At 64.3% G+C, this 20,646-nt stretch carries 18 protein-coding genes and 1 pseudogene; 9 read left to right on the plus strand and 10 right to left on the minus strand.

Translation table 11 applies throughout. The features are described from left to right. From EGJ86_RS21130 to EGJ86_RS21140, 3 genes and pseudogenes are all read right to left on the minus strand, one after another. Window positions 1–75, minus strand: a pseudogene (locus tag EGJ86_RS21130) (C4-dicarboxylate ABC transporter); the annotation flags it as partial. A 151-nt stretch (window positions 76–226) separates the two neighbouring features. Beyond that, a complete protein-coding gene (locus EGJ86_RS21135) occupies window positions 227–1,246 on the minus strand; it encodes a TRAP transporter substrate-binding protein (protein ID WP_055985027.1) in 1,020 nt (339 codons plus the stop codon). Window positions 1,247–1,364: 118 nt separating this feature from the next. Beyond that, window positions 1,365–2,285, minus strand: coding sequence for a LysR family transcriptional regulator (locus EGJ86_RS21140; RefSeq protein ID WP_055985030.1), 921 nt, complete (start codon window positions 2,283–2,285; stop codon window positions 1,365–1,367). Window positions 2,286–2,453: 168 nt separating this feature from the next. On the opposite strand from EGJ86_RS21140, the gene EGJ86_RS21145 reads away from it, so the two are divergent. Then, the gene (locus EGJ86_RS21145) at window positions 2,454–3,656 is read left to right on the plus strand and encodes a CaiB/BaiF CoA-transferase family protein (RefSeq protein ID WP_055985033.1); all 1,203 of its coding nucleotides are present in this window, start codon (window positions 2,454–2,456) and stop codon (window positions 3,654–3,656) included. A gap of 163 nt (window positions 3,657–3,819) precedes the next feature. Continuing rightward, entirely contained in the window at window positions 3,820–4,755 is a 936-nt protein-coding gene (locus EGJ86_RS21150; protein WP_055985036.1) for a hydroxymethylglutaryl-CoA lyase, read from the plus strand. A gap of 63 nt (window positions 4,756–4,818) precedes the next feature. Here EGJ86_RS21150 and EGJ86_RS21155 read toward each other — a convergent pair whose 3' ends face one another. From EGJ86_RS21155 to EGJ86_RS21180, 6 genes are all read right to left on the minus strand, one after another. Beyond that, window positions 4,819–5,814 carry a TRAP transporter substrate-binding protein gene (locus EGJ86_RS21155; protein ID WP_125836507.1) on the minus strand — a complete coding sequence of 332 codons (996 nt, stop codon included), beginning with the start codon at window positions 5,812–5,814 and terminating at the stop codon, window positions 4,819–4,821. Between the two features lie 74 nt (window positions 5,815–5,888). Next, complete coding sequence (locus EGJ86_RS21160) at window positions 5,889–6,716, minus strand: CoA ester lyase (protein WP_125836508.1); 828 nt, start codon at window positions 6,714–6,716, stop codon at window positions 5,889–5,891. Beyond that, window positions 6,716–7,918, minus strand: a complete 1,203-nt coding sequence (locus EGJ86_RS21165; protein ID WP_125836509.1) for a CaiB/BaiF CoA-transferase family protein — start codon at window positions 7,916–7,918, stop codon at window positions 6,716–6,718. Before EGJ86_RS21165 ends, EGJ86_RS21160 begins: the two co-directional genes overlap by 1 nt. Window positions 7,919–7,932: 14 nt before the next feature. Next, entirely contained in the window at window positions 7,933–9,285 is a 1,353-nt protein-coding gene (locus EGJ86_RS21170) for an MmgE/PrpD family protein (RefSeq protein WP_125836510.1), read from the minus strand. A 10-nt stretch (window positions 9,286–9,295) separates the two neighbouring features. Then, window positions 9,296–10,459 (minus strand): acyl-CoA dehydrogenase family protein, encoded by a 1,164-nt coding sequence (locus EGJ86_RS21175; RefSeq protein WP_059391297.1) that lies wholly within the window; start codon window positions 10,457–10,459, stop codon window positions 9,296–9,298. A 186-nt stretch (window positions 10,460–10,645) separates the two neighbouring features. Further along, window positions 10,646–11,473 (minus strand): MaoC family dehydratase N-terminal domain-containing protein, encoded by an 828-nt coding sequence (locus EGJ86_RS21180; protein WP_125836511.1) that lies wholly within the window; start codon window positions 11,471–11,473, stop codon window positions 10,646–10,648. Window positions 11,474–11,673: 200 nt separating this feature from the next. Between EGJ86_RS21180 and EGJ86_RS21185 the strand changes: the two genes are divergently transcribed. Both EGJ86_RS21185 and EGJ86_RS21190 read left to right on the plus strand, forming a co-directional pair. Continuing rightward, window positions 11,674–12,561: a LysR substrate-binding domain-containing protein gene (locus EGJ86_RS21185; RefSeq protein ID WP_125836512.1), complete on the plus strand. Its 888-nt coding sequence runs from the start codon at window positions 11,674–11,676 to the stop codon at window positions 12,559–12,561. A 228-nt stretch (window positions 12,562–12,789) separates the two neighbouring features. Then, window positions 12,790–13,344 (plus strand): nucleoside deaminase, encoded by a 555-nt coding sequence (locus EGJ86_RS21190; protein ID WP_125836513.1) that lies wholly within the window; start codon window positions 12,790–12,792, stop codon window positions 13,342–13,344. Between the two features lie 86 nt (window positions 13,345–13,430). Here EGJ86_RS21190 and EGJ86_RS21195 read toward each other — a convergent pair whose 3' ends face one another. Beyond that, complete coding sequence (locus tag EGJ86_RS21195) at window positions 13,431–14,984, minus strand: sigma-54-dependent transcriptional regulator (RefSeq protein ID WP_125836514.1); 1,554 nt, start codon at window positions 14,982–14,984, stop codon at window positions 13,431–13,433. A gap of 253 nt (window positions 14,985–15,237) precedes the next feature. On the opposite strand from EGJ86_RS21195, the gene phhA reads away from it, so the two are divergent. The 5 genes from phhA to EGJ86_RS21220 all read left to right on the plus strand — a co-directional run bounded on the left by phhA (window position 15,238) and on the right by EGJ86_RS21220 (window position 20,640). Beyond that, on the plus strand, window positions 15,238–16,023 hold the full coding sequence (phhA, locus tag EGJ86_RS21200) for a phenylalanine 4-monooxygenase (RefSeq protein WP_125836515.1): 786 nt from the start codon (window positions 15,238–15,240) through the stop codon (window positions 16,021–16,023). A gap of 230 nt (window positions 16,024–16,253) precedes the next feature. Then, window positions 16,254–16,607, plus strand: coding sequence for a 4a-hydroxytetrahydrobiopterin dehydratase (locus EGJ86_RS21205; protein WP_017674872.1), 354 nt, complete (start codon window positions 16,254–16,256; stop codon window positions 16,605–16,607). Beyond that, window positions 16,604–17,803 carry an amino acid aminotransferase gene (locus tag EGJ86_RS21210; RefSeq protein WP_125836516.1) on the plus strand — a complete coding sequence of 400 codons (1,200 nt, stop codon included), beginning with the start codon at window positions 16,604–16,606 and terminating at the stop codon, window positions 17,801–17,803. The genes EGJ86_RS21205 and EGJ86_RS21210 overlap by 4 nt, the downstream gene beginning before the upstream one ends. An 85-nt stretch (window positions 17,804–17,888) precedes the next feature. Further along, window positions 17,889–19,232, plus strand: a complete 1,344-nt coding sequence (locus tag EGJ86_RS21215) for a DUF2254 domain-containing protein (RefSeq protein WP_125836517.1) — start codon at window positions 17,889–17,891, stop codon at window positions 19,230–19,232. A gap of 145 nt (window positions 19,233–19,377) precedes the next feature. Beyond that, the gene (locus EGJ86_RS21220) at window positions 19,378–20,640 is read left to right on the plus strand and encodes an MFS transporter (RefSeq protein WP_125836518.1); all 1,263 of its coding nucleotides are present in this window, start codon (window positions 19,378–19,380) and stop codon (window positions 20,638–20,640) included. Window positions 20,641–20,646 lie beyond the last annotated feature (6 nt).

Raw genomic sequence — 20,646 nt, forward strand, 5'->3', positions numbered from 1 at the left:
CAGCGTCATGGTCGCCAGGAGGAAAGCGATAAAGCCTTCCTCGAAGTGCTCCCAGCCGCGCCGCAAGGCGTTCATGGCATCTCCGCGAGGTTCTTGTGATTGTCAGGAGTCGGACGAATCTAACCGAGCCTGGGACGGCGCGATATTCGTCATTGGCAAACGCCGTCTTAGGCGACGGCGAATGAAAGGCCGCTCCGGGTGCATGGGCCCGGAGCGGCTGTGGGGCTTACGGCTGGTTGGCGGCTTGCGCGGCTTCGATCACGTCGGTGCCGATCTCGGCTTCGAACTTCTTCCAGGCCGGGCGTACGGCGTCACGCCAGGCGGCGCGCTGCTCGGGCGTCAGGGTGATGATCTCGCTCTTGCCGGTAGCAACGATGGCCTGACGGGCTTCGGTATTCAGCGCCTCGGCCTGCTTGTTCACCTCGACGGTCACCTCGTCGACGATCTGCTCCAGCTCGCTGCGGATGTCCGCCGGCAGACCGTTCCAGAACTGGGTGTTGGTGATCAGCAGGTAGTTGCCGATGGCATGGTTGGACTCGGTCATGTACTTCTGTACCTCGAAGTACTTCTGCGAGTAGATGTTCGACCAGGGGTTGTCCTGGGCGTTGACCACGCCGGTCTGCAGGCCCTGGTAGATCTCGGCGAAGGCCATCTTGCGCGGCACCGCACGCAGGGCGCTGTATTGCGCAGCCTGCAGATCGGACGGCTGCACGCGGAATTTCTGCCCACGGGCATCGGCCGGCTCGACCAGCGGCTTGTTGGCAGTGAGCTGGCGCATGCCGTTGAGCCAGTACGCCAGGCCGGTGATGCCCTTGCTCTCCATCGACTTGAGCAGCGCCTTGCCTTTGTCCGAAGACTGGAAGCGCTGCGCGGCAGCCACGTCATCGAACAGGAACATCATGTCGAACAGCTGCAGCTGCTTGGTGTACTGCTCCAGCTTGGATGGTGCCGGCGCCAGCATCTGCACTTCGTTGAGCAGCAGGGCTTCCATTTCCTTGCCATCGCCATACAGCGAAGAGTTGGCATAGACGTCGACCTTAACCTTGCCGGCCAGACGCTCCTCCACCAGCTTCTTGAACAGCAGCGCGCCCTGGCCCTTCGGCGTGCTGTCGGCGGTGATATGGGAAAACTTGATCAAGATCGGGGCGGTCGGCTGCGACTCGGCTGCGTGTGCCGAAAGTGCGCCAAGCAGTGCGCAACCGGCGAGCACGCCGGCCAGGCCACGACGGACGAAAGAAAACTTCATGGAAGGCTCCTGTTGTTTTTGTCTGAGCGTCGAGGGCGGATCGCCGTCGATTGGCCCGGACTCTACTCCGCCCTCCCCCCGGCTGAAATTCACATTTGAACAACCGAGCCTTCGGCATTCACGAAGGCAGCGCTGAATCTCCCTCTGGCGCTCCACTGTTTCGCAGGTGATCGAGCATCTGCTTCGCGGTCAACGAAAGGTTGTCCTGATTGCGCACCGCCACCTTGAGTTCGCGCCGCGCCCAGGGATCGTGCAACGGGATGACCCGCACATCGAGCGCTGGCAAGTAGGTACGCACCGCCAGGTCCGGTAATACGCCGACGCCCATACCGGTGTGGATCATCCGGCAGATGGCCTCGAAGCTGCGCACCTGAATGCGCAGGCGCAGTGCTACGCCCTGACTCTGCGCCGAATGCTGCAACAGGCCATGTAATGAGGCGTCCTGCTGCAGGCCGATGAAATCGAAGCCCACTGCTTCACGCAGGAACAGGCCGTCGCGTTCGGCCAGTGGATGCTCGCGCGGGGTGACCAGCACCAGCTGGTCGTGGCGGTAGGTGAACACCTGCAGATCCTCGGCCGGCACGTGCCCGGCGAAGATGCCGATATCGGTCAGGCCCTCGCGCACGGCGCGGATGGTTTCGCTGCTGACCCGCTCCTCCAGATCAATCTTCACCTGCGGGTGCAGGCGGCTGAAGCTGGCCAGATCCTCGGGCAGGAATTCGATCACTGCCGAGGTGTTGGCGTGGATGCGCACATGGCCTTTCACCCCTTCGCTGAACTCGCTGAGGTCGGCATTGAGCTGCTCGAGGTTGTCCATCATGTTGCGCGCGTGGTGCAGCAGCGCGTGGCCGGCCGGGGTCAGTTCTACGCCCTTGGGCTGACGATAGAGCAGCGCGATGCCGAGCTGATTTTCCAGGTCGCTGACGCGCTTGCTCACCGCCGCCAGGGCCAGGTGTTCGCGCTCGGCGGCGCGGGTCAGGCTGCGCTCGTCGGCGATGGCGACGAACAGCTTGAGGGTGACGAAATCGATGCGGCGCATGAAGGTCTCCATTTCGTGCCTGGCGAAGCGAGGCTGCCAGAAAGCTGATTTACAGCATGCCACTTCGCGATACGCGAAGCCTAGCTTGGCCATTGGGCAATTGTCGGCACCGCGCCGCTGCGCCATTCTGCGCACCACGAGAAACGCACAGGCAAATCAGGTGCAGCCATGACTCAAAACAACACCAGCAACATGGCCCTGCAGGGGCTCAAGGTGATCGAGATGGGCCAGCTCATCGCCGGTCCCTTCGCCAGCAAACTGCTCGGCGAATTCGGCGCCGACGTGATCAAGATCGAGCCGCCGGGTGTAGGCGACCCGCTGCGCAAATGGCGCAAGATCAAGGACGGCACCTCGCTCTGGTGGCACGTGCAGTCGCGCAACAAGCGCTCGCTGACCCTGGACCTGAAGCAGGCCGAAGCCCAGGACATCGTGCGTAAGCTGGTGGCCGAGGCCGACGTGCTGGTGGAGAACTTCCGCCCCGGCACGCTGGAAGGCTGGGGCCTGGGTTATGACGCGCTGAAGGCGATCAACCCGCGCCTGATCATGCTGCGCATCTCCGGCTATGGGCAGACCGGCCCCTACCGCGATCTGCCCGGTTTCGGCGTGATCGGCGAAGCCATGGGCGGCCTGCGCCACCTCTCCGGCTACCCCGGCCAGGCGCCGGTGCGCGTCGGTATCAGCATCGGTGATTCGCTGTCTTCGCTGTACGGCGTGATCGGCGTGCTGCTGGCCCTGCAGGAACGGGCGCGCAGCGGCGAAGGCCAGGAAATCGACGTGGCACTGTACGAGTCGGTGTTCGCCATGATGGAAAGCCTGATTCCCGAATACGACGCCTTCGGCTATATCCGTGAGCCGGCCGGCAGCGCCCTGCCCGGCATCACGCCGTCCAATTCCTACCCCTGCAAGGACGGCAGCTACGTACTGATCGCCGGCAATGGCGACAGCATCTACAAGCGCCTGATGAGCCTGATCGGCCGCGACGACCTGGGCAACGACCCGCGTTTGGAGCAGAACGACGGACGCAGCCAGCACGCCGAACTGATCGACAGTGCCATCGCCGAATGGACCGCCCAGCGCGGCCGCGATGAAGTGATCGAAGCGCTCAAGGGCGCGCGCGTGCCGGCCGGCTACCCCTACACCGCCGCCGACATCGTGCAGGACCCGCACTACCTGGCTCGGCAGATGATCGAGCAGGTGCAGACCAGCGTCGGCCCGCTCAAGGTGCCGGGCGTGCTGCCCAAGCTCAGCCGCACACCGGGCCGTATCGGCACCGGCGGCCCGCAGCTCGGTGAGCACAATGACGACATCCTCGCCGGGCTTGGCCTGAGCGACGAGCAGGTCGCGGGGCTGCGCGAACGCGGGATCATCTAACAGCAGTACCGCTTAGCCCGTAGGGTGTCGCGGGACCGCCTAGGCCGTGCGCACTACAACAGTTCGTAGGGTGGACAACGCGAAGCTTGTCCACCAAGACAGCAACGCAGCTCAAGCCGGTGCGCACAGCGCACCCTACGCCGCGAACAACCAGGATCATGCCATGAGCAAACGCCTATACATCCAGGACGTCGCCACCCGTGACGGCTTCCAGATCGAAGCTTCCTTCATCCCCACCGAAGACAAGATCGCCCTGATCGACCGCCTGTCCCATACCGGCCTGGCGAAGATCGAGGTCACCTCTTTCACCTCCCCCAAGGCCATCCCCAACCTGCGCGATGCCGAAGAAGTGATGCGCGGCATCCGGCGCGTGGCTGGCGTGGAGTACACCGTGCTGGTGCCCAACGTGAAGGGTTGCGAGCGCGCGCTGTCCTGCGAAGTGGACGAGATCAATCTGGTGATGTCGGCCAGCGATACCCACGGTCTGGCCAACCTGCGCATGACACCGGAGCAGTCGCTGGCGCAGTTCGCCGAGATCATCGAGGTCAGCCGTGGCAGCGGCGTATTCATCAACGCGTCGCTGTCGACCACCTTCGGTTGCCCGTTCGAGGGCGAAGTGCCCGAGGCCCGCGTCTATGAGCTGATCGAGCGCCTGCTCGAAATCGGCGTGCAGGGCGTGACCCTCTGCGACACCACCGGTATGGCCGACCCGGCCCAGGTCGAGCGCATCTGTCGTGAGTCGCTGCAGCGCTGGCCCGAGGCGGTGTTCACCGCACACTTCCACAACACCCGTGGCATGGGCCTGGCCAATGCCCTGGCGGCATTGAACGCGGGCATCGACCGTTTCGACGCCTCACTTGGCGGTCTTGGCGGCTGCCCTTATGCACCGGGCGCCAGCGGCAATATCTGCACCGAGGATCTGGTGCATATGTTCCAGCGCATGGGCCTGGACACCGGCGTGAACCTCGATGCCCTGCTCGAAGCGGCTGCCACTTTGCCCGGCCTGATTGGCCACGACGTACCCGGCGCCATCCTCAAGGCCGGCAAGTCGGACCGTCGTTATCCCAAGCCCAAGTGGATGCAGGAAGCCGGGCTCTGAGGCTCGGCCGAGACAAAAAAACGCCCGGTGCAAGCACCGGGCGTTTTCGTTTGTAGCGCCACGTCACTGCTGGTTGGACTTCTCCGCCGCCTGGATCAGCTCGGCGCCGATCTCCTTCTCGAATTTCTTCCACACCGGGCGCATGGCTTCACGCCATTCGGCGCGCTGCTGCGGGGTCAGCTCGATGATCTCGGTGGTGCCAGCCTTGGCGATGTCTTGCTTGGCCGTGCGGTTGAGTTCATCAGCCTGCTTGTTCACCTCGACCGAAACCTCGGCCATGACCTTCTCCAGCTCGCTGCGAACGTCATCCGGCAGGCCCTTCCAGAACTTGGTGTTGGTGATCACCATGTAGTCGATCAGGCCGTGATCGGACTCGGTCATGTACTTCTGCACCTCGTGCACCTTCTGGCTGTAGTAGTTCGACCAGGTGTTCTCGGTGCCGTTGACCACGCCGGTCTGCAGGCCCTGGTAGACCTCGGCGAAGCTCATCTTGCGCGGGTTGGCGCGGACTGCCTTGAACTGCTCCTCAAGCACCGCCGACGCCTGCACGCGGAACTTCAGGCCACGGGCATCGGCCGGATCACGCAACGGTTTGTTGGCCGACATCACCTTCAGGCCGTTGTGCCAGTAGGCCAGGCCGGTGATGTTCTTGTCTTCCATTGAGGTCAGCAGCCCGCGGCCCTCGGGGCTAGCCTGGAAGCGGTCGACCGCCTCCATGTTGTCGAACAGAAATGGCAGGTCGAAGATCTGCACCGGCTTGGCGTACTGCTCGAACTTGGCCAGCGACGGAGCCAGCATCTGCACATCACCGAGCAGCAGCGCCTCCATCTCCTTGCCATCGCCGAACAACGACGAGTTGGGGTAGACCTCTACCTTCACCCGACCTGGCAGGCGCTCTTCGGCCAGTTGTTTGAACAGCAGTGCGCCTTGTCCCTTGGGCGTGTTGTCCGCCACCACATGGGCGAACTTGATCAGGATGGGCGCATCAGCAGCCTGGGCCAGGCTGGCACAAGAGAGGATGGCGGCGCAGGCCAGCGCCTTGGCGGTGAATTTGAACATGACGTTACCTCATTGTTTTTGTAGGTCGGTACGTGGGACGAAATAGCCGGCGGCGCAGTGCCGCCGGCCGGTATTCAGGCCGGACTCTCGCCGGCGCGTTGCAGCAGACGACGAGCGCGACCGAGCACCGGGGCGTCGACCATCTGGCCGTCGACCACGAAAACGCCTTCGCCGCTGCTGGCCGCTGCCATCACGCGTCGTGCCCAGGCCAGCTCTTCCTCGACCGGATGCAACGCACGATGGATGACCTCCACCTGTTTGGGATGGATGCAGAGCAAACCGTCGAAGCCCATGTCACGGGCATCGCGCGTCGTGCGAGCAAGGCCGTCAGGGTCTTCGATGGCGGGGAACACACTGTCCAGTGGCGCCGCCAGGCCTGCCGTGCGCGAATGCAGCAGCAAGTCATAGCGGGCCTGATCGAGGATTCGTTCGGCCGCAGCGCTGCCGCTGCTCAGCCCCAGGTCCAGCCCCAGGTCGAGCGCGCCAAAGGACAAACGCTCGACGCCTTCCGCGCGGGCGATTTCCGCCAACGCCAACAAGCCCGCCGCACTCTCGATGATCGGCCACACCGGCTTGCCGCAGGCAGCCACTCGCGCTACCTGGGCGGCACTTTCCACCTTGGGCAGCAGCACACCGACGACTCCGGCATGACGGCCGCACAGTTCGATATCGGCGCCATGGCCGGCATGCTCCGGCGCGTTGATGCGCACCAGCAAGCGAGCCTCTGGATTGGCGGTGAGAAAGCCATCGAGATGGGCGCGGGCCTCGACCTTGAGGCTCTCCTGCACGGCGTCTTCCAGGTCGACGATCACCGCGTCAGCCCCGACGGCAAGCGCCTTGGGAATACGCTCCGGTCTACTGGCTGGCACGAACAGCGCGGTACGAATGATGGATGGGTTCATCACACGGCCCCCTGCTGATGCAGGCGCTGGATATCGCCAGCGGCATAACCCAGCTCGGCGAGCAGCGTATCGGTGTGCTGGCCCAACGCTGGAATGGCGTCCATGCGCGGTTCGAAGGCGTTGTTGCGCCCTGGCGGCAGCAGTGCCGGCAGGCTGCCGCTGGGGCTGTCGACCTGGCGCCAACGCTGGCGCGCTTCGAGCTGCGGGTGAGCCCAGCCGCCGGCCATGTCATTGACCTGGGCATTGGCGATCTGCGCCAGCTCCAGGCGCTCGATCACTTGCGCGGTGCTCATGCGCGAGAAGGCTTCGACGATCAGCGCACGCAGCTCGCTGCGGTTTGCAGAGCGCTTGAAGTTGGCGGCAAAGCGCTCGTCACTGGCCAGTTCGGGCTGCTCCAGCACCTTGGCGCAGAACGCCTGCCACTCACGCTCGTTCTGCAGGCCGAGCATCACCGTACCGCCGTCGCCAGCCGGGAACGGGCCATAGGGGTAGATGGTCGAGTGCGCGGCGCCCGCGCGCGGCGGCGGCGTGGCGCCGTCGTAGGCGTAGTACAGCGGGTAGCCCATCCACTCCACCAGGCTTTCCAGCATCGACACATCGACGCGACTGCCGACACCGGTCTTGCCGCGCAGCATCAGCGCTGACAGCACGCCGGTGTAGGCGTACATGCCGGCAGCGATATCGGCGATGGAGCAGCCGGCCTTGGCCATCTCCTCCTCGCCCGCGCCGCCAGTGACAGAGAGAAAGCCGCCCTCGCTCTGGATCAGCAGGTCATAGGCCTTCTTCTGCTCGTACGGGCCGCCCTCGCCATAGCCGGAGATGTCGCAGACGATCAGTTGCGGGAAGCGTTCGTGCAGCGCTTCGAACGACAAGCCCATGCGCGCGGCGGCGCCCGGTGCGAGGTTCTGCACCAGCACATCGGCCTTGGCCAGCAGACTGCCGAGCACCTGCATCGCATCGTCCTGCTTGAGGTCGAGGGTCAGGCTTTCCTTGGAGCGGTTGGTCCAGACGAAATGCGAGGCCAGACCGTCGACGCGCTCGTCATAGCCACGGGCGAAATCGCCACTGCCGGGACGTTCGACCTTGATCACCCGCGCGCCGAGGTCGGCGAGCTGACGAGTGCAGAACGGCGCAGCAATGGCGTGCTCCAGGCTGACCACGGTGATGCCATCCAGTGGCCGGGGTTGTTGTGCGTTGTTCATGTCCATGTCCTCGGTCAGGCCAGTTGGCTCAGGTCGTCGGTCTTGCGCAGACGCCAGACCCGTTCGATCAGCACGCCCGCCTCATCGCTGCTGCGCTTGCCGGCGAAGGCCAGCAGGCGGCGGAACTTGGCTTCCAGCTCGACGCGGCTGAGGGTGTTACCAGGGTCGCCCTTGGGCTCATCGATGGCACCACGCAGGGTGCGGCCATCGGTGGTGATCACCTCGACGCGGCCCAGCCAGCGCTGCGGATAGGCCACATCGACTTCAGGGTCCAGGCGCATCTGCACCTTGTCGCGGAAGGCGGCCACGGCCGGGTCCTGCAGGGCCAGGTTGGCGAACTCGGTCAGTTGCGCACTGCCATGCACCGCGATCAGGCCGAGCACGGTGCCCATGGAGAACTTGGCCTGGTGCACGGTCTGCGGCACGGTCACGCGGCCGAGCACATCGATGGCGCCCTGATGCACGCGGGCGACGACTCGCTCGATCTGCTCGTGGCGCAGGCCTTCGCGCTGCATCAGGTCGAGCAGCGCGTCAGCCGCCGGATGGGTATGGCGGCAGGAGGCGTGAAACTTGAACGAGGTTTCCACCAGCGCCCAGCGTCGGCCGAGACGGTCCGACAGCTTGCTTGGATTGGCGTCACTGGACATGCCCGCAGCCATGCCCTGCTCGCCTTCGAGAATGTTCTGCGCGCCGGTCAGGCCCTGCTCGGTGAAGTACGCGGCCAGCAGACCGTCGGCCGCGGCCTTGGCGGTGTGCAGCTGCTTGGAGTCGGCGGCGTCACGCAGGAATTCCCACAGCCCGGCGGCCTGGGTGCCAGCGTTGCCAAGCAGATGGATGAACTGCTGCTGGTCGAAGTCCAGCAGCTTGCCCACCGCCACCGCAGCGGCCAAGGTGCCCACCGTGGCCGTGGTGTGGAAGATGCGGTAGTGCGAGCGGCCAAGGAATTCGCCGATGCGAATGCCCGCCTCGTAGCCGGCCACCGAGGCCAGCAGCAGTTCGCGGCCGGACTTGCCCAGGTCCTGCGCCGCCGCCAAAGCGGCCGGGAAGACCACGGTGGCCGGGTGCAGCACCGAGCTGTTGTGCAGGTCGTCCTGCTCCACCAGGTGCGAGGAGGCACCGTTGACCAGCGCGGCGAAGTACGCCGAGGTGCCGCGGCCATTGACCAGGATGCGTGCGGGGCCATCGGCCGGGCCCATCTTCTGCGCATAGGCCTCGAACAGCGGGATCGGCCGTGCGCCTTCGCTGGCCAGGGCCGAGCCGCGCCAGTCGAGGAACAGGTCTTCGGTGCGGTCCAGTACGTGCTCGGGAATCTGCTCGTAGGCGAGTTCGGCAAGGAACGCGGCCAGTTGTTGAGTATGTTTGCTCATGGTCGCGGCCTCAGAAGGAACGGGGCAGTTCGAGCAAGTGCTCGGCCACGTAGCTCAGGATCAGGTTGGTGGAGATCGGCGCCACCTGGTACAGGCGGGTTTCGCGGAACTTGCGCTCGACGTCGTATTCGTTAGCGAAACCGAAGCCGCCGTGGGTCTGCAGGCAGGCGTTGGCCGCCTCCCAGCTGGCCTTGGCCGCCAGGTACTTGGCCATGTTCGCCGCCGCCCCGGCGTTGCGCCCGGCGTCGTATTCCTCGCAGGCGCGCCAGCGCATCAGGTCGGCGGCCTCGATCTCGATGTGCGCCTCGGCGATGGGGAACTGCACGCCCTGGTTCTGGCCGATGGGCCGACCGAACACCACGCGGTCGCGGGCGTACTGCGCGGACTTCTCGATGAACCAGCGACCGTCACCGATGCACTCGGCAGCGATCAGCGTGCGCTCGGCATTGAGGCCGTCGAGGATGTAGCGGAAACCCTTGCCCTCTTCGCCGATCAGGCTGCTGGCGGGAATCTCCAGGTTGTCGAAGAACAGCTCGTTGGTCTCGTGGTTGACCATGTTGGCGATCGGCTGCACGGTAAGGCCATTGCCGATGGCCTCGCGCAGATCGACCAGAAAGATCGACATGCCCTCGGACTTGCGCTGCACCTCAGCCAGCGGCGTGGTGCGCGCCAGCAGGATCATCAGATCGGAATGCTGTACACGCGAGATCCACACCTTCTGGCCGTTGATCACGTACTTGTCGCCCTGGCGCACGGCGGTGGTCTTGATCTTGGTGGTGTCGGTGCCGGTGGTCGGCTCGGTGACACCCATCGACTGCAGGCGCAGCTCGCCGCTGGCCAGCTTCGGCAGGTAGTGGCGCTTCTGCTCCTCGCTGCCGTTACGCAGCAGGGTGAACATGTTGTACATCTGCCCGTGGATGGTGCCGGAGTTGCCGCCGCAGTGGTTGACCTCCTCGAGGATCACCGAGGCCTCGGCCAGCCCCAGACCCGAGCCGCCGTATTCTTCCGGGATCATCGCCGACAGCCAGCCAGCCTCGGTCATGGCCGTGACGAAGGCTTCCGGGAAGCCCTTCTCTTCATCGATCTTGCGCCAGTATTCGGCCGGGAACTCCGCACAGAGCGCGCGCACGCCTTCACGGATCGCGTTGAGTTCTTCGTTATTGTTGTAGTCCATCGGTCTTCCTCGAAATCATGTGGGCGTGGCACCGCCCGGCAACGATGTAGGGCGTACTCGCGAAGCAGTACGCCGTTAGAAAGCTGAGCCTTAGGTGCGGTGCCGGTATTGGCATGGTTCGGCGGACTGTTCGCTTAGGCTCCTGAGGCCGCCCTACGAAATCAGCATCCCGGTTCGCCCTACTAATCAGTCGAATTGCACTTCGGCGCGCTGCGCCAGGCCGGCTTCGTTACCCGCCCACAGCTCGGCGTGGCCATCGCCACTGATGCGCCCACCCCCCTCGAAGGGGTTCGGTGCGATCAACGGGCGCAGGCCGCGATAGGCGAAATGACGCAGGCGCGCCTGCGGGTTGACGCGGCAGAAGGCGCGCAGGTTCAGGGTGGCGATCAGCGGGCCGTGCACCACCAGGCCGCTGTAGCCTTCGGTTTCGGTGACATAGGGCCAGTCGTAATGGATGCGGTGGCCGTTGAAGGTCACGGCGCTGTAGCGAAACAGCAGCGTGCTGGACGGCGTGACCGCCTCGCGCCAGTCACCAGCGACCAGCGGCTCGCCACTGCTGGCCTTCGGCGGGCTGGGCTCGCGGTAGACGATGTCCTGCTCTTCGCGGATGGCCAGTTGGCCGTCCTGCAGGTAGTCGTGCTGCACGGTGACGAACAACAGCGCACCGGTGCGGCCGTGCTTTTCCTCGATGTGCTTGATGGTCGATATCCGGCTGGCTTCGCCACCCACCCGCAGCGGCTGGATGAACTCGATACGGCCGCCGGCCCACATGCGGTTGCGGTTGTCGGCCGGCGGCAGGAAGCCGCCGCGCGCCGGATGGCCGTCCTCGCCCAGACCATTCTCGGCGACCGGTTCCTGAAAGAACGCCCAGTGCCACAGCGGCGGCAGCGCCTCGCCATGGGCCGGCGTGGCTTCACCAAAGGTGGCGGCGATGCGCTTGACCAGATTGCGGCTGAGTTGGTCGTGGACTTCTTCGCTACGACCGATCCAGGCGGAAAAAGCAGAATCACTCATGGGGCAGGTTCCAGCTCGGTTCTTGTGTGAGCTGGAGCATGCGATGCCGCATGCGTTCAGAGAATCCGCATTTATTTAAACCAGCGTTCGGGTATGCTTAACGCCAATCCTGTAGGAGCCCGCTTGCGGGCGATGCTTTACAGATCGCCAGTGATCGCCCGCAAGCGGGCCCCTACGAATGACCTCAGGAAATGGCCACCATGCATTTCGATCTGCCCGACCTGCGCCTGTTCATCCACATTGCCGAGTCGCCCAGCCTGACCCAGGGCGCGCGTAAGGCGTTTCTCTCGCCGGCCGCCGCCAGTGCGCGGATCAAGGCATTGGAGGGCCAGCTCGGTTCGCGCCTGCTGTACCGCGACAGCCGTGGCGTCGAGCTGACCCCGGCCGGCCAGCGCTTGTTGCAGCACGCACGGCTGATCATGCGTCAGGTGGACTACCTGAAAAGCGAATTCACCGAATACGGCACCGACGCCGCCGGGCACATCCGCATCTTCGCCAACACCACGGCAGTGACCGAATTTCTCCCCGAGGTGCTGGCCGGTTTTCTCGCCGAACGTCCCGGCGTTACCGTCGACCTGCAGGAGCGCCTCAGCCGCGATATCGTCCGTGGCGTACTCGATGGCGCGGCGGATCTCGGCATCATCGCCGGCCCGGTGCAGGCGCCGGGTTTGCAGGTGCTGCACTTCAGCACCGACCGTCTGGTGCTGGCCGTACCGCTGGGCCATGCCCTGGCACAGCGGCAGTCGGTAAGTTTCGCCGACACCCTCGCCTACCAGCACATCGGCCTGCACGAAGGCAGCACCCTGCTGAGTTTTTTGCGTGAACAGGTGGAGAAACTCGGTGGCAACCTGGCCCTGCGTATCCAGGTATCGAGCTTTGAGGCGATCTGCCGGATGATCGAGGGCGGCGTCGGCATCGGCATCATTCCCGAGTCGGCTGCACGCCGGCACAGCCGCACCATGCAGCTGGCCATCCTGCAGCTGGACGAAGCCTGGGCGGTGCGCGAGCGCAGCATGCTGGTACGTGAGCTGGATGCGCTACCGGGCAGCGTACGCGCGCTGATCGACCGGCTGAACCAGGGCGTCTAGAGCCGGGCTAAATTCCGGGAAAAAAAAGGGCGACCAAATTGGTCGCCCGCCCATTCAAGGCACTCCTCGAAAGGAATGCGGAAACGCTTGCACCCAAATCACGCAGGATGATCGGGACGGCCTCAGTGTCGCCGCCGGTGCCTGCCCTGCCTATTGCACCAAGGTCGTAGGGCACGTGACCAATGGCGGGCCATACTCCGGCAACATTTCGCCGGCCATGGAGACGCCATGAACACCGAGCACCTAGCCCTGTTGCAGCAGGCGCCAGCCAGCATCCACGACGATGACACCTGGGCCAGGCTCTGTTGCGAACAGGCCCTGCTGGCAGTCGAGGAAGGCTGTTATGCGGTCGGCGCCTTGTTGGTGGATGGCGCAGGTGAACTGTTGTGCAGCGCTCGCAACCAAGTGTTCGTCTCGACTTACAGCAGCGCCGCTCACGCCGAGATGCAGGTGCTCGACCAGCTCGAAAGCGAACATGCGCAAGTGGACCGCCGAGGTCTGACCCTGTACGTCAGCCTCGAACCCTGCCTGATGTGCTACGGCCGTATCCTGCTGGCCGGCATCACCCGCGTACGCTATCTGGCGCGTGACCGTGACGGCGGCTTCGCCCTGCGTCACGGCCGCCTGCCTCCGGCATGGGCCAATCTCGCTTCCGGCCTTGCGGTGGTTCAGGCCAAGGCCGATCCCTACTGGCTCGACCTGGCCGAGCAACTGATCGAGCGCCTGCAAGACCGACGAGCCATGCGCGAGCGCGTGCTCGCGGCCTGGCGCGGCAGTCGTTGAAAACCGTAGGTTGCGCCGTGCGCACCAAAAATTGCAGGTATCAGCCAGGGCCAGCGGAGCATTGGTGCGCGCGGCGCACCCTACGCCTAGTCCTTGCCCAGCCCGTGCTGCCGTAGCTTGTTGGCGATGGTGGTATGGGAAACACCGAGGCGTTTGCCCAACTGGCGGCTGCTGGGATGATCGCGGAACAGGCGCTCCAGCACCGCCTTCTCGAAGCGGCCGAGAATATCGTCGAGGCTGCCGTCCACCGAGAATTCACCCAACGGCTGCGGCGCGCCATAGTCCGGCAAGCGGATATGCTCGGCCTTCACCGTACCGCCGTCACACAGCGACACCGCCTGGAACAGCACGTTCTCCAGCTGGCGCACGTTGCCCGGCCAGTGGTAATGGGCCAAGCGCTCGAAGGCCTGCGGCGCCAGCTTTGGCAACGCGCAGCCGATCTGCCGGCTGGCGGAATCGAGAAAGTGCTCCACCAACGGCGCCAGACCGTCGAGGCATTCACGCAGGGGCGGAATGTGCAGGCTGAGCACGTTGAGGCGGTGGTAGAGATCCTGACGAAACTCGCCATGGGCGCAGAGTTCGGACAGGTCGACCTGGGTGGCGCAGATCACCCGCACATCGAGGTACACCTCCTCGTCGCTGCCCACACGGCGGAAGCAACCATCCTGCAGAAAGCGCAGCAGCTTGGCCTGCAGACGCGGGCTCATCTCGCCGACGCCGTCGAGAAACAGCGTGCCGCCAGCAGTCAGCTCCAGCAGGCCAAGCTTGCCTTCCGGGCGCGCGCCTTCGAAGGCACCGGGGCCGTAGCCGAACAACTCGGTCTCGGCCATGGACTCGGGCAGGCCAGCGCAGTTGAGTGCCATGAACGGCGATTGCCCACGCGGGCTGGCCAGATGACAGGCGCGCGCCAGCAATTCCTTGCCGGTGCCGGTTTCACCCTCGATCAGCAGCGGCGCATCCAATGGCGCCATGCGCCGCGCTTCCCTGACCACCGCCGCCATTACTTTGGAACTCTGGAAGATCGAGTCGAAGCCACGCAGCTCCTGCTTGCGTACATGGTAGATGCGCTCACCCACGCGGTCGGCGCGGTGCAGGGTCAACACGGCGCCGGCCAGCGCCTCGCTGTCGTCGTGTTCGTTCTGCAGCGGGGCGATATCGGCAAGGAACACATCACCCTTGATCTTTACCCGCAGGCCGTTGATCCGCGCCTTGTTGGCACGTACCAGCTCGGGCAGGTCGAAATCCTCGGCATAGCGTGACAGCGCCATGCCCGGCACCTCGTCCACGCGCACGCCGAGCAACTGCGCGGCACTGCGGTTGGCCGCGACGATGCTGCCGCCCATATCGATGGACAACACGGGAAAATCCAGCGCACCGAGCAGGGCATTGAGCTCGAGATGACGCCGCTCGCTGGGCATCAGGCCCACGCGCTTGACGCCGAATACGCCGGCAATGGCCTCGAACTTCGGCCTCAGCGACTGGAACTGCAGATTGATCAGATTCGGACAGTGCAGGTAGATGGCGTTGCCCTGCTCGCCCCCGACTTCGCCACGGGCGACGTTGATGCCGTAGTCGACCAGCAGGTTGAGGATGTCACGCAGGATGCCGACACGGTTCTGGCAGTGGACCTTGATACGCATGGCTCAGGCTCTTGTTGTTGTGGCCGCCGGGGCGTAGAAATCGACGATGGCAGCATAATTTCCGTCAAGAATATGTGACACCAAAACCAACCAGCAAGCTGGGTATTCGCCATTCCGGCAAAATCGTAATCAAAATTTTACAGTTTCTGGACCCTGCACAAGGCACCGCCTCTCACTCGCCTGCTTTCAACCCGAGCAATCAGCGGCATGCTCGGGTCAAGACAAGAACAACAGCCCCCAGAAGGAGGCAGCGATGAAGAGTACGCAGTACCTGGCCCGGGAACCGGACGAGAGTGGCTTTATCCATTACCCGGAAAGCGAACATCAGGTGTGGAACACCCTGATCACTCGCCAGTTGAAGGTGATCGAGAACCGCGCCTGCCAAGAGTATCTGGACGGTATCGAACAGCTCGGCCTGCCGCTGGAGCGCATTCCGCAGCTCGGCGAGATCAATCGTGTGCTCGAAGCCACCGCTGGCTGGCGCGTGGCGCGAGTGCCGGCGCTGATCCCCTTCCAGACCTTCTTCGAGCTGCTGGCCAGCAAGCAGTTTCCCGTCGCCACCTTCATCCGCAAGCCCGAGGAGCTGGACTACCTGCAGGAACCGGACATCTTCCACGAGATCTTCGGCCACTGCCCGCTGCTGACCAACCCCTGGTTCGCCGAATTCACCCACACCTACGGCAAGCTCGGTCTCAAGGCCACGAAAGAGCAGCGCGTCTACCTGGCGCGGCTGTACTGGCTGACCATCGAATTCGGCCTGCTCGACACCCCGCAGGGCCGGCGCATCTATGGCGGCGGCATCCTCTCCTCGCCGAAGGAAACTCTCTACGCGCTGTCCGACGTGCCCGAGCACCAGCCCTTCGATGCGCTGGAAGCGATGCGCACGCCGTATCGCATCGATATCCTGCAGCCGGTGTACTTCGTCCTGCCCGAGCTCAAGCGCCTGTTCGAGCTGGCTCAGGAAGACATCATGGCGCTGGTGCATAGGGCCATGGCGCTGGGCTTGCACGCGCCGAAGTTTCCGCCGAAAGCCGCGTAGACCGTGACGTCCCATTACGCACGAATGGCGCTGCCCTCTCGATTCGCCGCGAGGGCGCGACTCCTACACCTTGGTGCGATGCATCGCCCTGTAGGAGCGCCGCCCCCGGCGCGAAACGATTGTGGCCTGACTCCCTTATCGACGTTGCCCCCGCGATTCGCCGCGAGGGCGCGGCTCCTACACTCGATGATCAACTACTGTCATTACATTGTTTACCCAGGAGAACCCCAATGAGCCTTGCCCAAGCCCAATGCGAAGCCTGCCGCGCCGATGCGCCGAAAGTGACCGATGAAGAACTGGCCGAGCTGATCCGCGAGATCCCCGACTGGAACATCGAGGTACGCGGCGACCACATGGAGCTGGAGCGCGTGTACCTGTTCAAGAACTTCCGCCATGCCCTGGCCTTTACCAATGCCGTTGGCGCCATCGCTGAGGAAGTGGGTCACCATCCGGCGCTGCTCACCGAGTGGGGCAAGGTCACCGTCACCTGGTGGAGCCACGAAATGCGCGGCCTGCACCGCAACGACTTCATCATGGCCGCGCGCACCGATGTGCTGGCTGCCAGCGCCGAGGGCCGCAAGTGAGTCATTTCGCCCAGATCGCCCGCGTGCCGGGCGATCCCATCCTCAGCCTGATGGAAGCCTATCGCCTCGATAGCAATCCGGCGCGCCTGGATCTCGGCGTCGGCGTTTACAAAGACGCCCAGGGCCTGACGCCGATCCCGCGCGCGGTGAAGCTGGCCGAACAGCGCCTGATCGACGTCGAGCAAACCAAGACCTACATCGGCGGCCATGGCGACGCCGCGTTCGGCACGCTCCTGAGCCAGCTGGTGCTGGGTGCGGACTCGGCACTGCTCGCCGAGCAGCGCGCCGGCGCAACGCAAACGCCAGGCGGCACCGGCGCCCTGCGTCTGGCGGGTGATTTCATCCGCCACTGCCTGGCCGGGCGCGGTATCTGGCTGAGCGATCCGACCTGGCCGATCCATGAAACGCTGTTCGCCGAGGCCGGGCTCAAGGTCGGCCACTACCCCTACGTCGGCGCCAACAATCGCCTCGACGTCGAGGCCATGATCGCCGCCCTCACCCACCTGCCCAAGGGTGACGTGGTACTTCTGCATGCCTGCTGCCACAACCCCACCGGCTTCGACCTCACTCCGCGCGATTGGAAGCGCGTGCTGGAGGTGGTCAAGGCGCGTGAGCTGCTACCACTGATCGACTTCGCTTACCAGGGCTTCGGTGATGGCCTGGAAGAAGATGCCTGGGCCGTGCGCCTGTTCGCCGCCGAGCTGCCGGAGTTGCTGATCACCAGTTCCTGCTCGAAGAACTTCGGCCTGTATCGCGAGCGCACCGGTGCCCTGATCGTCTGCGCCGGCGACGCCGAAAAGCTCGTCGACATCCGCAGTCAGCTGGCCTCCATCGCCCGCAACCTGTGGTCGACGCCGCCGGCCCATGGCGCCGCCGTGGTGGCGCAGATTCTCGGCGACGAAGAACTCAAGGCGCTGTGGCTGGACGAGCTGGAAAGCATGCGCCTGCGCGTCGCCAGCCTGCGTCACGGCCTGGTCGAGGCGCTGGCACCGCACGGTCTGAGCGAGCGCTTCGCGCATATCGCCGAACAGCGCGGCATGTTCTCCTACACCGGCTTGTCGCCGCTGCAGGTGCAACGCCTGCGCGAGGAGTTCAGCGTGTACATGGTCGGCAGCGGCCGCGCCAACGTCGCCGGGCTGGATGCCAGCCGGCTGGACCAGTTGGCCGACGCCATCGCTCGGGTCTGCGTGAACTGAGTCCACAGGCGGCAGGTCTTACTGACCGCCGCCTGCCAGCTTCACAGCTATAGTGCGGTCATCGCCATTCACGACGGATTCGCCCATGGCCGTACCCAGCAACATCCTCTTTCGTGCCTACCAGCGCATCATCCACAGCCTGGCGTTCTACCCGACGCTGATCGCCAGCGGCTTCTTCCTGCTGTGCCTGCTGACCATGGCTGCCGAGTACCAGCCGTGGATGATGGCGTTCAAGGATCACGTCGATCTCGGCCTGGTAAGCAATGCAGACAATGCCAGGCTGATTCTCGGCACGCTGGTCACGGGTATTCTGTCACTGATGGTGTTCAGTTTCTCGATGGTCATGGTGGTGCTCAACAACGCAGCCGCATCGCTGTCACCACGGGTGATTCCCGGCCTGGTCAGCGACAAGGGGCACCAGAAAACCCTGGGCTTCTACCTCGGCACCATCCTCTACGCGCTGCTGCTGATCACCACCATCGAGCAGGGCAACAATGAGCGGATACCCAGCCTCGGCGTGCTCATAACCCTGGCCCTGGGCATCGTCTGCCTGGGCCTGTTCGTGCACTTCATCCGCTCGATTTCGCAGTCGATTCAGGTCGAGCACATCCTCGGTAACCTCTACAACACCAGCCTGGAAAAGCTCGATGCCTGCGGCGGCAGTCCAGCTTCGCGCGACGCCGCGCCCCAGTGGCCGGATGACAGTGAGTGGATCACCGTTCACGCGCAGCGCAACGGCTACTTCAAGGAGCTCAACATCAAGGAGGTCAACACGCTGCTGCAGCGCCACCAGGTACGGATGACAGTCCTTGCCCACCGCGGTTTCTTCGTCAGCGAGGGGCATCCGCTGTTTCGCCTGGAGCGTCCGCTAGATGGAGCCGTGTGCCAGCAACTGCTCGATTGCTTCGACTTCTTCATCGAGGAGTACGCCAGCAGCCATTACTTCTTCGGTTGCCGGCAGATGTCGGAGATCGCCGTGAAGGCGCTGAGCCCCGGCATCAACGATCCGGGCACGGCAATCAAGACCGTGGACCTGCTCAGCGTACTGTTGAGCAGACGCCTGGCGCTGTCCGAACGAGATTTCGCCAGCCTGCCCGACGAGCCACCGCGGCTGTGCTACCAGGAGCTGTCGCTGGACCAGCTACTGCTGCAACTTCTGGGTCCGATACGCACCTATGGCGCCGCCGATGTCTGTGTGCTGGTCAGCCTGCTGCAGGCCTTCAAGAACCTGCTGCATCGCCCTGCCAGCTGCCAGCAACGCGCCGACCTTCTGTGCCATGCACGCAGCGTACGCGACACCGCCGAGCGCCATTTGCGCGAGCGGCGTGATCGCGAGGAAATCAACGATTTCATCACTCGCATCAATCGCGCGTTGCAGGACTCGGATCAGACGCTGGCGCCCCTGCAGATCGCGAACGAGGCACCATGATGGTGCCAAGTTTGCCGCCAAAAAATTGCATGACCGTTCATCAGTAAAAATAATCGTTAAAAATCAAATAGATAAAAACGAAACGTAAAAAACATGGCGTACTTCATGCTTGCTATCAGAGGCACAGTTCCCTAGGGTAGTTTGCATGTGGTCCCTGATTGCCCCCATCAGTTCATTGCTGAGCGGGGTCGCGTTACTCCTGCTTGGCAATGGTCTGCTCAACACCCTCCTGACCCTGCGTGGCGTCGCCGAAGGCTACTCCACCACGATGCTCGGACTGATCATGTCCGGGTACTTCGTCGGGTTCCTCCTCGGTACCTGGCTGGCGACTCCGCTGGTCAAACGTATCGGGCACATTCGCGCGTTCGCCTGTTGTGCCGCCCTGGCCGCCATCGCCGCCCTGCTCCATCTGCTGCTGATAAATCCCTGGGTCTGGCTGGGCCTACGGGTGCTCTACGGCCTGGGGCTGGTGACGCTGTACATGGTCATCGAGAGCTGGCTCAACGCGCAGGCGCCCAACGAGAGGCGTGGCCAGGTGTTCGCCGTGTACATGGTGGTCAACCTTGGCGCCCTGGCGCTGGCCCAGCAGTTGCTGCAGCTGGCCGACCCGGTGCAATTCACCCTGTTCGCCATCGCTGCCATCCTCATCAGCGCTGCGCTGATGCCCATTACCCTGACCCGTCAGGCACAGCCGAGCCTGCCGGAAACGCCGCCGACCAACCTGCGCCAACTGTGGACTATTGCTCCGCTGGCGATAGTCGCCGCCGGGCTTTCCGGCCTGGCCATGGGTGGTTTCTGGGGCATGGCGCCGGTCTACGCCAGCCTGGCCGGCTTCGATACCTCCGGCGTCGGCCTGCTGATGACCGCGACCATTCTCGGTGGCGCCCTGCTGCAATGGCCCATCGGTATCTACTCGGATCGTCACGACCGGCGTCAGGTGCTGCTCTGGGTGGTGATACTGGCAGTCGCCCTGGCGCTGATCATGAGCCTGCTGCCGGCCGGTCCGCTGCTGCTCGGCGCCATTTTCATCTGGGGTGGGCTGGCCTTCGCCATCTACCCCATCGCCGTGGCGCAACTGATCGACCAGTTGCACAGCGACGAGATTCTTTCCGGCTCCGCCAGCTTGCTGATGGTCAATGGCATCGGCTCGGTGTGCGGCCCGCTGCTGGCTGGCGTGCTGATGGAGCAACTGGGCGCCAGCGCACTGCCACTGTACTTCGCCTGCACCCTCGGCCTGCTGGCCGCCTATACCTTATACCGGCTGCGCCATGTCAGCGATCTGGTCAGCGGCGAAGCCGCGCACTTCACGCCCATGCTGCGTACCAGCCCTACGGTGCTGGAGCTGATGCCCGATGCACCACCGCAAGATCACGAAGCTACGGAGGAACCTTCCCCCCACGCCTCCTGAACACCT

This window comes from Pseudomonas sp. o96-267 (assembly GCF_003935465.1).
Classification (GTDB): domain Bacteria; phylum Pseudomonadota; class Gammaproteobacteria; order Pseudomonadales; family Pseudomonadaceae; genus Aquipseudomonas; species Aquipseudomonas sediminis.

Coding starts and splice junctions, on each gene's coding strand:
- EGJ86_RS21135 (WP_055985027.1), bottom strand. CDS start 1,246: ATGAAGTTTTCTTTCGTCCGTCGTGGCCTGGCCGGCGTGCTCGCCGGT.
- EGJ86_RS21140 (WP_055985030.1), bottom strand. CDS start 2,285: ATGCGCCGCATCGATTTCGTCACCCTCAAGCTGTTCGTCGCCATCGCC.
- EGJ86_RS21145 (WP_055985033.1), top strand. CDS start 2,454: ATGACTCAAAACAACACCAGCAACATGGCCCTGCAGGGGCTCAAGGTG.
- EGJ86_RS21150 (WP_055985036.1), top strand. CDS start 3,820: ATGAGCAAACGCCTATACATCCAGGACGTCGCCACCCGTGACGGCTTC.
- EGJ86_RS21155 (WP_125836507.1), bottom strand. CDS start 5,814: ATGTTCAAATTCACCGCCAAGGCGCTGGCCTGCGCCGCCATCCTCTCT.
- EGJ86_RS21160 (WP_125836508.1), bottom strand. CDS start 6,716: ATGAACCCATCCATCATTCGTACCGCGCTGTTCGTGCCAGCCAGTAGA.
- EGJ86_RS21165 (WP_125836509.1), bottom strand. CDS start 7,918: ATGAACAACGCACAACAACCCCGGCCACTGGATGGCATCACCGTGGTC.
- EGJ86_RS21170 (WP_125836510.1), bottom strand. CDS start 9,285: ATGAGCAAACATACTCAACAACTGGCCGCGTTCCTTGCCGAACTCGCC.
- EGJ86_RS21175 (WP_059391297.1), bottom strand. CDS start 10,459: ATGGACTACAACAATAACGAAGAACTCAACGCGATCCGTGAAGGCGTG.
- EGJ86_RS21180 (WP_125836511.1), bottom strand. CDS start 11,473: ATGAGTGATTCTGCTTTTTCCGCCTGGATCGGTCGTAGCGAAGAAGTC.
- EGJ86_RS21185 (WP_125836512.1), top strand. CDS start 11,674: ATGCATTTCGATCTGCCCGACCTGCGCCTGTTCATCCACATTGCCGAG.
- EGJ86_RS21190 (WP_125836513.1), top strand. CDS start 12,790: ATGAACACCGAGCACCTAGCCCTGTTGCAGCAGGCGCCAGCCAGCATC.
- EGJ86_RS21195 (WP_125836514.1), bottom strand. CDS start 14,984: ATGCGTATCAAGGTCCACTGCCAGAACCGTGTCGGCATCCTGCGTGAC.
- phhA (WP_125836515.1), top strand. CDS start 15,238: ATGAAGAGTACGCAGTACCTGGCCCGGGAACCGGACGAGAGTGGCTTT.
- EGJ86_RS21205 (WP_017674872.1), top strand. CDS start 16,254: ATGAGCCTTGCCCAAGCCCAATGCGAAGCCTGCCGCGCCGATGCGCCG.
- EGJ86_RS21215 (WP_125836517.1), top strand. CDS start 17,889: ATGGCCGTACCCAGCAACATCCTCTTTCGTGCCTACCAGCGCATCATC.
- EGJ86_RS21220 (WP_125836518.1), top strand. CDS start 19,378: ATGTGGTCCCTGATTGCCCCCATCAGTTCATTGCTGAGCGGGGTCGCG.